17 protein-coding genes are annotated in these 14,310 nt (G+C 68.9%); 12 read left to right on the top strand and 5 right to left on the bottom strand.

Translation table 11 applies throughout. The annotated features are described in order from the left end of the window. Window position 1: 1 nt before the first annotated feature. From ACWIHT_RS18190 to ACWIHT_RS18205, 4 genes are read right to left on the bottom strand one after another with little or no spacing between them, the layout of a single operon-like run. Window positions 2-1,012, bottom strand: a complete 1,011-nt coding sequence (locus tag ACWIHT_RS18190; protein WP_456169114.1) for a COX15/CtaA family protein — start codon at window positions 1,010-1,012, stop codon at window positions 2-4. Window positions 1,013-1,069: 57 nt separating this feature from the next. After that, window positions 1,070-1,846, bottom strand: coding sequence for an ABC transporter permease (locus ACWIHT_RS18195; RefSeq protein WP_456169115.1), 777 nt, complete (start codon window positions 1,844-1,846; stop codon window positions 1,070-1,072). Next, a complete protein-coding gene (locus tag ACWIHT_RS18200) occupies window positions 1,843-2,766 on the bottom strand; it encodes an ABC transporter ATP-binding protein (protein WP_456169116.1) in 924 nt (307 codons plus the stop codon). Before ACWIHT_RS18200 ends, ACWIHT_RS18195 begins: the two co-directional genes overlap by 4 nt. A 30-nt stretch (window positions 2,767-2,796) precedes the next feature. Next, complete coding sequence (locus ACWIHT_RS18205) at window positions 2,797-3,609, bottom strand: aminoglycoside N(3)-acetyltransferase (RefSeq protein ID WP_456169117.1); 813 nt, start codon at window positions 3,607-3,609, stop codon at window positions 2,797-2,799. Window positions 3,610-3,770: 161 nt separating this feature from the next. Between ACWIHT_RS18205 and ACWIHT_RS18210 the strand changes: the two genes are divergently transcribed. From ACWIHT_RS18210 to ACWIHT_RS18250, 9 genes are all read left to right on the top strand, one after another. Beyond that, window positions 3,771-4,502 carry a helix-turn-helix transcriptional regulator gene (locus tag ACWIHT_RS18210; RefSeq protein WP_456169118.1) on the top strand — a complete coding sequence of 244 codons (732 nt, stop codon included), beginning with the start codon at window positions 3,771-3,773 and terminating at the stop codon, window positions 4,500-4,502. Continuing rightward, on the top strand, window positions 4,499-5,923 hold the full coding sequence (gene sufB, locus ACWIHT_RS18215) for a Fe-S cluster assembly protein SufB (protein WP_033283134.1): 1,425 nt from the start codon (window positions 4,499-4,501) through the stop codon (window positions 5,921-5,923). The genes ACWIHT_RS18210 and sufB overlap by 4 nt, the downstream gene beginning before the upstream one ends. Window positions 5,924-5,979: 56 nt before the next feature. Further along, window positions 5,980-7,164, top strand: a complete 1,185-nt coding sequence (gene sufD / locus ACWIHT_RS18220; RefSeq protein WP_456169119.1) for a Fe-S cluster assembly protein SufD — start codon at window positions 5,980-5,982, stop codon at window positions 7,162-7,164. Next, a complete protein-coding gene (locus ACWIHT_RS18225) occupies window positions 7,164-7,493 on the top strand; it encodes a non-heme iron oxygenase ferredoxin subunit (protein WP_456169120.1) in 330 nt (109 codons plus the stop codon). The genes sufD and ACWIHT_RS18225 overlap by 1 nt, the downstream gene beginning before the upstream one ends. Before the next feature lie 7 nt (window positions 7,494-7,500). Next, window positions 7,501-8,268 carry a Fe-S cluster assembly ATPase SufC gene (gene sufC, locus ACWIHT_RS18230; protein ID WP_366091799.1) on the top strand — a complete coding sequence of 256 codons (768 nt, stop codon included), beginning with the start codon at window positions 7,501-7,503 and terminating at the stop codon, window positions 8,266-8,268. Continuing rightward, window positions 8,265-9,539 (top strand): cysteine desulfurase, encoded by a 1,275-nt coding sequence (locus ACWIHT_RS18235; RefSeq protein WP_456169121.1) that lies wholly within the window; start codon window positions 8,265-8,267, stop codon window positions 9,537-9,539. The genes sufC and ACWIHT_RS18235 overlap by 4 nt, the downstream gene beginning before the upstream one ends. 18 nt (window positions 9,540-9,557) lie before the next feature. Then, window positions 9,558-10,031 (top strand): Fe-S cluster assembly sulfur transfer protein SufU, encoded by a 474-nt coding sequence (gene sufU / locus ACWIHT_RS18240; protein ID WP_456169122.1) that lies wholly within the window; start codon window positions 9,558-9,560, stop codon window positions 10,029-10,031. Continuing rightward, window positions 10,028-10,366, top strand: a complete 339-nt coding sequence (locus ACWIHT_RS18245; protein WP_019060535.1) for a metal-sulfur cluster assembly factor — start codon at window positions 10,028-10,030, stop codon at window positions 10,364-10,366. Before sufU ends, ACWIHT_RS18245 begins: the two co-directional genes overlap by 4 nt. 83 nt (window positions 10,367-10,449) lie before the next feature. Next, entirely contained in the window at window positions 10,450-10,842 is a 393-nt protein-coding gene (locus ACWIHT_RS18250) for a VOC family protein (protein WP_456169123.1), read from the top strand. On the opposite strand, the gene ACWIHT_RS18255 is transcribed toward ACWIHT_RS18250, so the two are convergent. Then, window positions 10,839-11,726 (bottom strand): AbfB domain-containing protein, encoded by an 888-nt coding sequence (locus ACWIHT_RS18255; RefSeq protein WP_456169124.1) that lies wholly within the window; start codon window positions 11,724-11,726, stop codon window positions 10,839-10,841. The genes ACWIHT_RS18250 and ACWIHT_RS18255 overlap by 4 nt on opposite strands. A gap of 290 nt (window positions 11,727-12,016) precedes the next feature. On the opposite strand from ACWIHT_RS18255, the gene ACWIHT_RS18260 reads away from it, so the two are divergent. The 3 genes from ACWIHT_RS18260 (at window position 12,017) to dapD (ending at window position 14,280) form a co-directional block, all read left to right on the top strand. Then, window positions 12,017-12,337, top strand: coding sequence for a DMT family transporter (locus tag ACWIHT_RS18260; RefSeq protein WP_200716320.1), 321 nt, complete (start codon window positions 12,017-12,019; stop codon window positions 12,335-12,337). Beyond that, the gene (locus ACWIHT_RS18265; protein ID WP_456169125.1) at window positions 12,337-12,882 is read left to right on the top strand and encodes a TetR/AcrR family transcriptional regulator; all 546 of its coding nucleotides are present in this window, start codon (window positions 12,337-12,339) and stop codon (window positions 12,880-12,882) included. The genes ACWIHT_RS18260 and ACWIHT_RS18265 overlap by 1 nt, the downstream gene beginning before the upstream one ends. Before the next feature lie 408 nt (window positions 12,883-13,290). Next, window positions 13,291-14,280: a 2,3,4,5-tetrahydropyridine-2,6-dicarboxylate N-succinyltransferase gene (dapD, locus tag ACWIHT_RS18270; RefSeq protein ID WP_456169126.1), complete on the top strand. Its 990-nt coding sequence runs from the start codon at window positions 13,291-13,293 to the stop codon at window positions 14,278-14,280. Window positions 14,281-14,310: the final 30 nt, after the last annotated feature.

Genomic DNA, 14,310 nt, shown 5'->3' on the forward strand with positions numbered 1-14,310 from the left:
CTCACGCGCGCGTGGGCAACGACTGCTCCACCGACGGTCCCGGCAGGTCCGCCACGACCTCCGGCCGCTCGCGCAGCGACAGCAGCACCCGCAGCACCCCGATCCACACCAGGCAGGAGCCGAGCATGTGGACGGCGACCAGGGCCTCGGGGAGGTTCGTGAAGTACTGGACGTAGCCGACGACACCCTGCGAGAGCAGGATCAGGAACAGCTCGCGGGTGCGGTCCAGGGGGCCCTTGGGAGCGTCGACCGCCTTGAGGACGAACCACAGGGCGAACGTCAGCGTGACCACGATCCAGGCGAGCACCGCGTGCAGCTTGGCGACCGTCTCCCAGTCGATCGGGATCCGGTCGACCTCCTTGGAGTCACCCGCGTGCGGACCCGCGCCGGTCACCACCGTGCCGACCGCGATCAGCAGCACGGAGGCGGTGACCAGGAACCACACCAGCTGCTGCACGGCCTTGCCGACCAGCGGCTTGGACTCCGCGTCGCCCTCCCGGCTGCGCTGCCACATCAGCGTGGCGACCGCGATCAGCGCCGAGGAAAGCAGGAAGTGGGCCGCGACCGTGTACGGGTTGAGGCCGACAAGGACCACGATCCCGCCGAGGATCGCGTTGCTCATCACGATCCAGAACTGCGCCCAGCCAAGGCGGGTGAGGGAGCGGCGGTACGGCTTCTCCGAGCGCGCGGCGATGATCGCCCAGCCGACGGCGGCACACAGCACGTACGTCAGCATGCGGTTGCCGAACTCGATGGCTCCGTGGAAGCCCATCGCGCTGGTCGTGGTCAGCGAGTCGTCCGTGCACTTGGGCCAGGTCGGGCAGCCGAGCCCGGAGCCCGTCAGCCGCACGGCACCGCCGGTGACCACGATGACCACCGACATGACGAGCGCGGCGAGAGCCGCCCGCTGAACCGTCCGGGGATCCGGGGTCCAGCGTGCGGCGATGAAGGCGAGGGGGTTGCGCGCGGCGGCTACGACATCGGCGCGGGTCACGTTTGGCACGGGGACCATCGTAGGGGGGTGCTTGTGCACGCTTTCACGAGGGTCCCCGGCGCCGGAGCACGGGACCTACTCCCAGCGGAAGAAGGCGCCTGCCGCCGCCAGCCCCACGACCGCCCACACGCCCAGGATCCCCAGGTCGCCCCACGGCATCCCGGCCCCGTGCTGGAGCACGTCCCGCAGCCCGTCCGAGAGGGCGGAGATGGGCAGGAGCCCGAGCACGTCCTGCACCCCCGACGGGTACTTGTCCATCGGCACGATGACCCCGCCGCCGACCAGCAGCAGCAGGAACACCAGGTTCGCGGCGGCCAGCGTGGCCTCCGCCTTCAGGGTGCCCGCCATCAGGAGGCCGAGGCCCGAGAAGGCCGCTGTGCCGAGGACCAGCAGGAGGAGCACGGCGAAGGGGTTGCCGTGCGGGGACCAGCCCAGCGCGAACGCGATCGCCGTCAGCAGGACGATCTGGAGGACCTCCGTGACGAGCACCGACGCCGTCTTCGCGGTCATCAGACCCCAGCGGGGCAGCGGGGAGGACGCGAGGCGCTTGAGGACACCGTAACGGCGCTCGAAGCCCGTCGCGATGGCCTGGCCCGTGAACGCCGTAGACATCACGGCGAGCGCCAGGATGCCGGGCGCGAGGAAGTCGACGGACTTGCCCTTGCCGGTGTCGACGATGTCCACCGAGCTGAAGAGCACCAGCAGGAGGGTGGGGATGACCACCGTCAACAGAAGCTGTTCGCCGTTGCGCAGGAGCATCTTCGTTTCGAGGGCCGCCTGCGCCGCGATCATGCGGGGGAGCGGGGCCGCCCCGGGCCGCGGGGTGTACGTCCCCGGAACAGTCGTGGTCATGAACGCAGCTCCTTGCCGGTCAGCTCCAGGAAAACGTCCTCCAGGGTGTGCCGTTCGACCGAGATCTTCTCCGGCATCACCCCGTGCTGCGCGCACCACGAGGTGACCGTGGCGAGCAGTTGCGGGTCGACCTTGCCGCCGACGCGGTAGGAGCCCGGGGTCAGTTCGGCGGCTGTGGAGTCGGCCGGGAGGGCCTTCAGGAGGGAGCCGACGTCGAGGCCGGGGCGGCCGGTGAAGCGGAGGGTGTTCTCGGCGCCGCCGCGGCACAGCTCCTCGGGGGAGCCGTGCGCGATGACCTGGCCGGCGTCGATGATCGCGACGTCGTCGGCGAGCTGCTCGGCCTCGTCCATGTGGTGGGTCGTGAGGATGACGGAGACGCCGTCCGCGCGGAGGTCGCGGACGAGGTCCCAGGTGGCGCGGCGGGCCTGCGGGTCGAGCCCGGCGGTCGGCTCGTCCAGGAAGACCAGTTCGGGGCGGCCCACGACGGCCATCGCCAGCGCGAGGCGCTGCTGCTGGCCCCCGGACAGTCGGCGGTACGTCGTTCGGCCGCAACTGGCAAGACCCAGGCGCTCGATGAGGGCGTCCACGTCCAGCGGGTGCGCGTGCAGCTTGGCGATGTGGCGGAGCATCTCGTCGGCGCGGGCGCCCGAGTAGACGCCGCCGGACTGGAGCATCACGCCGATTCTGGGGCGCAGTGCGGCGGACTCGCGGACCGGGTCGAGGCCCAGGACGCGCACCGTGCCGGAGTCCGGCTTCCGGTACCCCTCGCAGGTCTCGACCGTGGTCGTCTTGCCCGCCCCGTTGGGTCCGAGTACGGCGGTGATGCCCGATTCGGCCACCAGGTCGAGGCCGTTCACCGCGGTCTTCGTGCCGTACCGCTTCACCAGGGCCTGGACCTGGAGCACGGGCTCACTTCGCATGGGCCCGAGTCTAGGTACGCGATCTGCGGTTCAGACGGGCGGGTGCAGGATCTCCTCCTCACGGGGACGGTGCAGGGGCAGCCACCGCTCGGCGTAGGCCACGGCGTCGCCCACCGGGAACAGCCGCACGTCGGCCGCGCCCGCCTTTCCCCGTACGACGGAACGGTCCCGTTCGAAGTCGTGGCCCAGTTCGTCGAAGCGGTCGGAGGAGATCGACACCTCGGTCACCGTCTCCCAGCCGTCCGGGCCGGGGCGGCCGAGTTCGACAAGCGGGGACGGGACGCGGTACTCGGCGAGATGGAAGCTGGTGCAGGTGTCGTAGCCCGCGCCGAGCAGCAGCACGCGCGCGTGGAAGCCCTCCAGGCGGGCCAGCGGGCTGCGCTCGCCGAGCCGGCAGTCGAGGGCGTGGCCTTCGAGGATCTCGGCGGCGTGCGGGCCGATCGCCGCGAAGGAGGTCTGCGGGTGCGCGGAGCGCAGGGCGCCGGGCCAGGTGCGCACGGTCTCCGGGACGACGCCCACACCGCGCGAGGGCGTGACGAGGGGGTCGTAGGACGGCATGGAGGCGCGGATGGGGTCCCACCAGGCGCGGGGGACCGGCGGGTTTCCCCAGTGGGCCGGGTCCGAGAGGTCGCCGGTCTGGGTGGGGACGACCAGGGTGCCGGTCGGGCCGAGTACGTCGAGGAGGCCCTGGACGACCGACACGGCGCCTCCGCAGACCCATCCGAGGGAGCTCAGGGAGGTGTGCGCGAGGAGGATCTCGCCGGGGCGCACGCCCACCTCGCGCAGGTTGGCGGCGAGTGTGTCCCGGGTGACAAGTGGGCCGGTGGGAGGGGGTGCGGGCATGGTCGTGGAGTCTCCCGGAAGGGGGGCGGCGGCGCCACCCGATTGATCGATCAAAGATCGTTTCCGCAGGTCAGATTAGGTATACCTAAGTGACGCAGCGCACCGCCGGCTGGCCGGGACGCGGGTTGCCTGCCTCTGAGGAATTACGCAACAATGGCGTTGTGAAAAACGTTGGCGAGGCTCCGCAGGAGGAACTCGCGACCGGTGAGCGGTCCACCCGCAACCGAGTCGCGCGCTCCATCCTGGACCACGGCCCGTCGACCGTGACCGACCTCGCGGGCCGGCTGGGGCTGACCCAGGCCGCCGTACGCCGTCATCTCGACGCGCTCGTCGTCGACGACGTCGTGGAAGCACGTGAGCAACGGGTCTACGGCGCGCGTACGCGCGGCCGCCCCGCCAAGGTGTTCGCCCTCACCGACTGCGGGCGCGACGCCTTCGACCAGTCCTACGACAAGCTCGCCGCGGACGCGCTGCGCTGGATCGCCGCGCACAGCGGCGGGGACGAGGCGGTCGTCGCCTTCGCCCGCGACCGCATGGCCGCCCAGGCCATCGCGTACCGCGAGGCCGTCGAGGCCGCCGCACCCGAGAACCGCGCGGAAGCGCTGGCCAAGGCCTTGAGCGCGGACGGGTACGCTGCTACGGCGCGTAGCGCACCGGTAGGTGAGCAGCTCTGCCAGCACCACTGTCCGGTCGCCCATGTCGCCGAGCAGTTCCCGCAACTGTGCGAGGCGGAGACAGAACTCTTCTCCCAGCTGCTCGGCACCCATGTCCAGCGACTGGCGACCATCGCCCACGGCGACGGTGTGTGCACCACGTTCATCCCAAAGAATTCCAAGACCGTTTCTGATCCACACATCGCATCTGCAAGTAACGCCGGGAGGAACCCCGCATGACGCTCCCCATCGAGGAGACTGCCCACCCCGAGCTTGAGGGTCTGGGTACGTACGAATACGGCTGGGCCGACTCCGACGTGGCCGGTGCCTCCGCCAAGCGCGGCATCAACGAGGACGTCGTCCGGGACATCTCCGGCAAGAAGAGCGAGCCGGAGTGGATGACCAAGCTCCGCCTCAAGGGCCTGCGCCTGTTCGAGAAGAAGCCCATGCCGAACTGGGGCTCCGACCTCTCCGGCATCGACTTCGACAACATCAAGTACTTCGTGCGCTCCACGGAGAAGCAGGCGGAGTCCTGGGAGGACCTGCCCGAGGACATCAAGAACACGTACGACAAGCTCGGCATCCCCGAGGCGGAGAAGCAGCGCCTCGTCGCCGGTGTCGCGGCCCAGTACGAGTCCGAGGTCGTCTACCACCAGATCCGTGAGGACCTGGAGGAGCAGGGCGTCATCTTCCTCGACACCGACACCGCGCTGAAGGAGCACCCGGAGCTCTTCAAGGAGTACTTCGGCACCGTCATCCCGGTCGGCGACAACAAGTTCGCGTCGCTGAACTCCGCGGTGTGGTCCGGCGGTTCGTTCATCTACGTGCCCAAGGGCGTCCAGGTCGAGATCCCGCTCCAGGCCTACTTCCGCATCAACACGGAGAACATGGGCCAGTTCGAGCGGACCCTGATCATCGTCGACGAGGGCGCCTATGTGCACTACGTCGAGGGCTGTACGGCGCCGATCTACAAGTCGGACTCGCTGCACTCCGCGGTCGTCGAGATCATCGTCAAGAAGAACGCCCGCTGCCGCTACACGACCATCCAGAACTGGTCGAACAACGTCTACAACCTGGTCACCAAGCGCGCCGTCGCCTACGAGGGCGCCACCATGGAGTGGATCGACGGCAACATCGGCTCCAAGGTGACGATGAAGTACCCGGCCGTCTACCTGATGGGCGAGCACGCCAAGGGCGAGACCCTCTCCATCGCCTTCGCGGGCGAGGGCCAGCACCAGGACGCCGGCTCCAAGATGGTCCACATGGCGCCGAACACGTCGTCCAACATCGTGTCGAAGTCCGTGGCGCGTGGTGGCGGTCGTACGTCCTACCGCGGTCTTGTCGAGATCGGCGAGGGCGCCCACGGCTCCAAGTCGAACGTGCTGTGCGACGCGCTGCTCGTCGACACGATCTCCCGCTCCGACACGTACCCGTACGTCGACGTCCGCGAGGACGACGTCTCCATGGGCCACGAGGCGACCGTCTCCAAGGTCTCCGAGGACCAGCTCTTCTACCTGATGAGCCGCGGTCTGACCGAGTTCGAGGCGATGGCGATGATCGTGCGCGGCTTCGTCGAGCCGATCGCCAAGGAGCTGCCGATGGAGTACGCGCTCGAACTCAACCGGCTGATCGAGCTGCAAATGGAAGGTTCGGTCGGCTGACCCCGCCCACCGGTCAGCACATTTCTTGACTTCAGAAAGCGAGCACTACGACAGCCATGGCTGAGGCTCAGAACTCCACGGTGGGGTCCTCCACCACCGCCGGATCGATCGCGGTGGCCGCCGAGTCGACCGTCGCCACGCGCATGAGCGCGCCCCCCTCCTTCGACGTGGCGGACTTCCCGGTCCCCCACGGCCGTGAGGAGGAGTGGCGGTTCACCCCGCTGGAGCGCCTGCGCGGGCTGCACGACGGCACCGCGGTCGCCACCGGCGACGGCGTGAAGGTCGCCATCGGGGCCCCCGAGGGGGTCATCGTGGAGACCGTCGGCCGTGACGACGCGCGGCTCGGCAAGGCCGGCACCCCGGTGGACCGCGTGGCCGCGCAGGCCTACTCGTCCTTCGAGAAGGCCTCGGTCGTCACCGTCCCCAAGGACACGGTCCTGACCGAGCCGATCCGCATCGTCGTGCACGGCGAGGGCGGGGTCGCCTACGGCCACCAGGTCGTCGAGCTGGGAGCCTTCGCCGAGGCCGTCGTCGTCATCGACCACACCGGTGACACGGTCCTCGCCGCCAACGTCGACTACATCCTGGGCGACGGCGCCAAGCTGACCGTCGTCTCCGTCCAGGACTGGGACGACAAGGCCGTGCACGTGGCCCAGCACAACGCCCTGATCGGCCGGGACGCCACCTTCAAGTCGTTCGTCGTCACCTTCGGCGGCGATGTCGTACGACTGCACCCGCGCGTGGCCTACGCCGGACCCGGCGGCGAGGCCGAGCTGTTCGGCCTGTACTTCACGGACGCCGGCCAGCACCAGGAACACCGCCTCCTGGTCGACCACAACGTCCCGCACTGCAAGTCCAACGCCGTCTACAAGGGCGCGCTCCAGGGCGAGGGCGCCCACGCGGTGTGGATCGGCGATGTGCTCATCGAGGCCACCGCCGAGGGCACCGACACCTACGAGATGAACCGCAACCTCGTGCTGACCGACGGCGCCCGCGTCGACTCCGTGCCGAACCTGGAGATCGAGACCGGCGAGATCGTCGGCGCCGGACACGCCTCCGCGACCGGCCGCTTCGACGACGAGCAGCTCTTCTACCTGATGGCCCGCGGCATCCCCGCCGACGAGGCCCGACGCCTGGTGGTCCGCGGCTTCTTCGCCGAACTGGTCCAGCAGATCGGTGTCGCCGACATCCAGGAGCGCCTGCTGGAGAAGATCGACGCGGAGCTGGAGGCGTCGGTCTGATGTCGTTCGTACGTGCCTGTGGGCTGAGCGAGCTGGAGGAGGACACCCCGAAGCGGGTGGAACTCGACGGCACGCCGGTCTCGGTCGTCCGTACCGCGGGAGAGGTGTTCGCGATCAACGACATCTGCTCGCACGCGAACGTCTCGCTCTCCGAGGGCGAGGTCGAGGACTGCCAGATCGAGTGCTGGCTGCACGGCTCCGCGTTCGACCTGCGCACCGGCAAGCCGTCCGGCCTCCCCGCCACCCGCCCCGTACCCGTTTACCCCGTAAAGATCGAAGGGGGCAGCGTCCTCGTTGACGTACGCGCCTCCCTCAACCAGGAGTCCTGAGGAACCCATGGCAACGCTTGAAATCCACGACCTGCACGTCACCGTCGAGGCCGACAACGCCACGAAGGAGATCCTCAAGGGCGTCGACCTCACCGTGAAGCAGGGCGAGACCCACGCCATCATGGGCCCGAACGGCTCCGGCAAGTCGACCCTCGCCTACTCGCTCGCGGGTCACCCCAAGTACACGATCACCGGCGGCACCGTCACCCTCGACGGCGAGGACGTCCTGGAGATGTCCGTCGACGAGCGCGCCCGCGCGGGCCTCTTCCTGGCGATGCAGTACCCGGTCGAGGTCCCCGGTGTGTCGGTCTCCAACTTCCTGCGTACGTCCGCCACCGCCATCCGCGGCGAGGCCCCCAAGCTGCGTACCTGGGTGAAGGAGGTCAAGGAGACCATGGAGCGCCTCTCCATGGACCCCTCCTTCGCCGAGCGCAACGTCAACGAGGGCTTCTCCGGCGGCGAGAAGAAGCGCCACGAGATCCTTCAGCTGGAGCTGCTCAAGCCGAAGATCGCGATCCTCGACGAGACCGACTCCGGCCTGGACGTCGACGCCCTGCGCGTCGTCTCCGAGGGCGTCAACCGCGTCCGCGAGACCGGCGAGGTAGGCACCCTGCTGATCACGCACTACACGCGCATCCTGCGCTACATCAAGCCCGACTTCGTGCACGTCTTCTCCGGCGGCAAGATCGTCGAGTCCGGCGGCGCCGAGCTCGCCGACAAGCTGGAGAACGAGGGCTACGAGGCCTACACCACGAAGGGTGGCGTATCCGCGTGACACAGACGCCGGGCCTCCTCACAGGTACATCTCAACTACTTGACGAGGCGATCCGCAAGGACTTCCCCATCCTGGACCGCACGGTCCACGACGGTAAGAAGCTCGTGTACCTGGACAACGCGGCGACCTCGCAGAAGCCGCGCCAGGTGCTGGACGCCCTGAACGAGTACTACGAGCGCTACAACGCCAACGTCCACCGCGGTGTGCATGTGCTCGCCGAGGAGGCCACGGCGCTGTACGAGGGCGCGCGGGACAAGGTCGCCGCGTTCATCAACGCGCCCTCCCGCGACGAGGTGATCTTCACCAAGAACGCCTCGGAGTCGCTCAACCTCGTTGCCAACATGCTGGGTTGGGCCGACGAGCCCTACCGCGTGGACCACGAGACCGAGATCGTCATCACGGAGATGGAGCACCACTCCAACATCGTGCCGTGGCAGCTGCTCTCGCAGCGCACGGGCGCGAAGCTGAAGTGGTTCGGCCTCACGGACGACGGCCGACTCGACCTGTCGAACATAGACGAGATCATCACCGAGAAGACGAAGATCGTCTCCTTCGTGCTGGTCTCCAACATCCTCGGCACGGTCAACCCGGTCGAGAAGATCGTGCGCCGCGCGCAGGAGGTCGGGGCCCTGGTCCTGATCGACGCCTCGCAGGCCGCCCCGCACATGCCGCTGGACGTCCAGGCCCTCCAGGCCGACTTCGTGGCCTTCACCGGCCACAAGATGTGCGGCCCGACCGGCATCGGCGTCCTCTGGGGCCGCCAGGAGCTGCTCGAAGACCTGCCCCCGTTCCTGGGCGGCGGCGAGATGATCGAGACCGTGTCGATGCACTCGTCGACGTACGCCCCCGCCCCGCACAAGTTCGAGGCGGGCACCCCGCCGATCGCACAGGCGGTAGGCCTGGGAGCGGCGATCGACTACCTGTCGGCGATCGGCATGGACAAGATCCTCGCCCATGAGCACGCGCTGACCGAGTACGCGGTGAAGCGCCTGCTGGACGTCCCCGACCTGAAGATCATCGGCCCCACCACGGCCGAGGACCGGGGCGCGGCGATCTCCTTCACGCTCGGCGACATCCACCCGCACGACGTGGGCCAGGTCCTCGACGAGGAGGGCATCGCGGTCCGCGTCGGCCACCACTGCGCGCGGCCCGTCTGCCTGCGCTACGGAATTCCTGCGACCACGCGAGCGTCGTTCTATCTGTACTCCACGCCGGCCGAGATCGACGCACTGGTCGACGGTCTGGAGCACGTACGGAACTTCTTCGGTTAAAGGACGTGAGCTGAGACCGTGAAGCTGGATTCGATGTACCAGGAAGTCATCCTGGACCACTACAAGCACCCGCACGGGCGGGGCTTGCGGGATGGCGACGCCGAGGTGCACCACGTCAACCCGACCTGCGGCGACGAGATCACGTTGCGCGTGAAGTACGACGGCGAGCAGATCGCCGACATCTCCTACGAGGGCCAGGGCTGCTCCATCAGCCAGGCCTCGGCATCCGTACTGAACGACCTCCTCGTCGGCAAGGAGCTGGCCGAGGCGCAGAAGATCCAGGAGACCTTCCTGGAGCTGATGCAGTCCAAGGGCCGCACCGAGCCCGACGACGCGATGGAAGAGGTGCTGGAGGACGCGATCGCGTTCGCCGGTGTCTCCAAGTACCCGGCACGGGTGAAATGCGCCCTCCTCAGCTGGATGGCGTGGAAGGACGCGACGGCCCAGGCCCTGGGCGGAGCCGACGCCGACGCGGAAAGGAAGACGGCATGAGCGACACCGAGACCATGGAGATCAAGCCCGCCTCCGAGGAGGAGGTCCGCGAGGCCCTGCTCGACGTGGTCGACCCCGAACTGGGCATCGACGTCGTCAATCTCGGCCTCATCTACGGCGTGCACATCGACGACGCGAACATCGCGACCATCGACATGACGCTGACCTCGGCGGCCTGTCCGCTGACGGACGTCATCGAGGACCAGGCCAAGTCCGCCACGGACGGCCTCGTCAACGAGCTCCGGATCAACTGGGTCTGGATGCCGCCGTGGGGCCCCGACAAGATCACGGACGACGGACGCGACCAGCTCCGGGCGCTCGGCTTCAACGTCTGAGCCTTCTGGTTCCTCTGGGCCCTCTCGTTCCTCTGGGTCCCCTGGTTCTTCTGGTTCACCAGAAACGGCCATACCTTTCGGGTATGGCCGTTTCGCTGCATCACGTAGTCATCGACACGCACGATCTGCCGGGCCTCGCCCGCTTCTGGTGCCAGGTGCTCGACTGGCGGATCCTGTCCGAACGGGAACGCGAAGTCGTCATCGGGCCAGGGGAGTTCGCGGAGACCGGCATCTGCTTCATGCCGGTGAGCGAGCCGAAGACCGCCAAGAACCGACTGCACTTCGACCTCGCCCCCGACGATCAGGACGCCGAGGTGGAGCGGATCCTCGCGCTCGGTGCGCGGCGGGTCGACATCGGGCAGGGCGAGACCGTGGGCTGGGTGGTGCTCGCCGACCCGGAGGGCAACGAGTTCTGCGTACTACGGCCCAAGGCCTCGCTGATCGCCTTTCGTGAAGTGACCGTCCAGGGGCCCTAGTTGAGCCCGGCCACCAGCCGGAACGCCGAGTCCGCCCGGAACAAGCCGCTGTTCTGGTACTGGTCCAGCTTGAGCTGGAAGTTCTGGTGACGCAGATAGCGGCCCGGGTAGTTGACCGACTCCAGCATCACCGCGCCCGAGTAGGACGACGTCCGGGGGCAGAAGGTGGCGTCCTGCTTGAAGAGGGACGAGCCGTCGTTGCGTTCCGCGCGGAGGATGAAGTTGCGGTGGCGGAGATAGCTGCCGTCGGCCGTCGTGAACGAGTAACAGGAGCTCTTGGCAAGGCCCTTGACCACTTTGAAGGTCGAGGCGCGGCGGGCCGTGGCGGAGTCGGCCGGGTTGAGCTTGACGTAGTCGCCGCTCACCTGCCAGTAACGGTCCGGGTAGTTGACCGAACGCACCGACTTCCAGGCGGACGAGGAACTCGACGAGCCGCCCGACCCGGACGAGCCGGACGATCCTCCCGAGCCCGACGAGGACGAACCGCCGTGGGACGACGCCGACTTGGAGGGCGCGGGCGCCTTCGCGGAGGGCGTGGAACTCTGCTCCGCGGCGGTGGCCGACGCGGAGGGCGACTTCGTGGCGGCCGGTGAGTGCGCGTCCGGCGTGGGCGTGTCCTTCTTCGACGGCGAGGCGAACGAGAGCAGGCCGGGACCGTCCGCTCCGATCGACGACGGGTCCGTCGCCGCCTTGGTGCGTGGCGTGTCGTCAGGTTGCTTGTCCGTGATGACGATCGCCGTGGCGCACACGGCGATCGTGGTGAGGGCGAGCGCCCCGGCCAGCCAGAGCCGGCGGGTTCCGGGGGCCCGGGAACTGTCGGGGGTCCAGCCGTTCTCCCAAGGGGTGGGGTGCGGGGGAGGGTGCTGGGATGTGTTGTCTGGCATGCGCTGTTCCTCCAGCGGAGCCCATGGCGACGGCCGTGGCCGTGAAAACCAGGTGAGTGAACGGTGAAACAGTAGTGGAGCGAGAGGGCTGTGAGCAGCCGTTTCAGTGAGCGGTTTCTACGAGTTCCGAGGTCGGCGTGCGACGTATGGGACGTCACCTCTCATTCCTCGTGCACTTTTATCAACCCCGCACGGAACAGGGCTGCTTGGGCGAGACCCGCGCCCTGACCTGAAGAGATGCCGCTGTCAGGGGTGTGCCGCCCCATCCACCGTTATGTACACTCGTACACATGGGATTCCTGATGCTCCTCACGGCGATCGCCGCGGAGGTGGGCGGCACCACCGCCATGAAGTTCAGCCACGGCTTCAGCCGGCTGTGGCCGTCGGTCCTCACGGTCGTCGGATACGTGCTCTCCTTCGCACTGCTCGCGCAGACCCTGAAGTCCATGTCGGTCGGTACGGCCTACGCGATCTGGGCGGGCCTCGGCACCGCCGCGATCGTGGGCATCGGCACGGTGTTCCTGGGCGAGGGGATGACCTTGGCGAAAGCCGCCGGTATCGCGCTGATCATCATCGGCGTCGTCGTCCTCAACCTGGGCGGCGCGCACTGATGGCCCGGCGCTACGACCCCGAGCGGCGCCAGCGGATCATCGACGCGGCGATCCGGGTGGTCGGGGAGAAGGGCATCGCGGGACTCAGCCACCGCTCGGTCGCCGCCGAGGCCGATGTGCCGCTCGGCTCGACGACGTACCACTTCACGACCCTCGACGAACTGATGGTCGCCGCGCTGCGCCAGGCCAACGAGGGCTTCGCCAAGGTGATCGCGGCGCGCGGCGGTCTGGAGGACCCGCGCACCGACCTGGCCGCGGAGCTGGCCGGCTGGATGGGGGAGTGGCTCGCGGGCGACCGCACGGGTGTCGAGCTGGAGTACGAGCTGTATCTCGCCGCGCTGCGCCGCCCCGCCCTGCGCCCCGTCGCCGACGAGTGGGCCCGCGACCTCGCCGACCGCCTGTCCCGACGCACGGACCCGGTGACGGCACGGGCCCTGGTCGCCCTGATGGACGGGATCTGCCTCCAGGTGCTGCTGACGGACGCGGCGTACGACGAGGAGTACGCGCGGGAGGTACTGGGACGGATGATCCCCTTGATCCCCTGACGGGAGGCGCGAGGCGGGGAGGCGGGTGCGCTGCGACCGGTGCTTGGTGGCTGCCGCGCGGTGATTTGTGGCCGTAGATCTGAGACCTGGGCGTGGTGCCGCGAGGGAACCTGCGGCCGTCGGCCCGAGACCTGGGCGTGGTGCCTGGTGGCTGCCGCGAGGCGACTTGCGGCTGTCGGCCGGAGATCTTGGCCGGGTGCCTGTTCGCTGCCGCATGGCGACCCGCGGTCGTCCGCCTGAGACCTGCGTGTGGCCCGTGACCCGTTGCCGCGGCATACCGGACCCGCGCCCCGCGCACGCCCCGTCAGCCGCTCCCGTTGGCCCGTTGGCTGTGGCTGGCGTGTCGTTTCCTGAGACGTCGCGTGGACGAGTTGGTCCCCGCCACCCCCTCCAGGTTAGGTTTCCCTCATGACCGACACGACCGCACCTCGCACCACCGGCGCCGTTGCCGCCGGCCTCGCCACCGTCACCGCCGACGGAACCGTCCTCGACACCTGGTTCCCCGCGCCCGAACTGTCCGCCGAACCCGGCCCCGCCGGCACCGAGCGGCTGTCCGCCGAGCGCGCCGTGGAACTGCTCGGCGAGGGCGCGGCGAAGGCGATCGGTCCCGACGCCCGTCGCGGCGTCGAAGTGATCGCGGTCCGCACGGTCATCGCCTCCCTGGACGACAAGCCGCTCGACGCGCACGACGTCTACCTGCGCCTGCACCTCCTCTCGCACCGCCTGGTCAAGCCGCACGGCCAGAGCCTGGACGGCATGTTCGGCTTCCTCGCCAACGTCGCCTGGACCTCGCTCGGCCCGGTCGCCGTGGACGAGGTCGAGACGGTCCGGCTGAACGCGCGCGCCGAGGGCCTGCACCTCCAGGTGACGTCCGTCGACAAGTTCCCGCGCATGACGGACTACGTCGTACCGAAGGGCGTCCGCATCGCCGACGCCGACCGGGTCCGCCTGGGCGCGCACCTCGCCGAGGGCACGACGGTCATGCACGAGGGCTTCGTCAACTTCAACGCCGGCACGCTCGGCACGTCGATGGTCGAGGGCCGGATCTCGGCCGGTGTCGTGGTCGGCGACGGCTCGGACATCGGCGGCGGCGCGTCCACGATGGGCACGCTGTCCGGTGGCGGCAACGTCCGTATCACCATCGGCGAGCGCTGCCTCGTCGGCGCCGAGGCGGGCGTCGGTATCGCGCTGGGCGACGAGTGCGTGGTCGAGGCCGGCCTCTACGTCACGGCGGGCACCCGCGTCACGATGCCCGACGGCCAGATCGTCAAGGCCCGCGACCTCTCCGGCGCCTCCAACATCCTCTTCCGCCGCAACTCGGTCACCGGCACGGTCGAGGCCCGCCCGAACAACGCGGTCTGGGGCGGCCTGAACGAGATCCTGCACAGCCACAACTAACGGTGCGGTGACGTGAGTTGAGCGCCTTTC

Source organism: Streptomyces sp. NPDC002276, assembly GCF_053891435.1.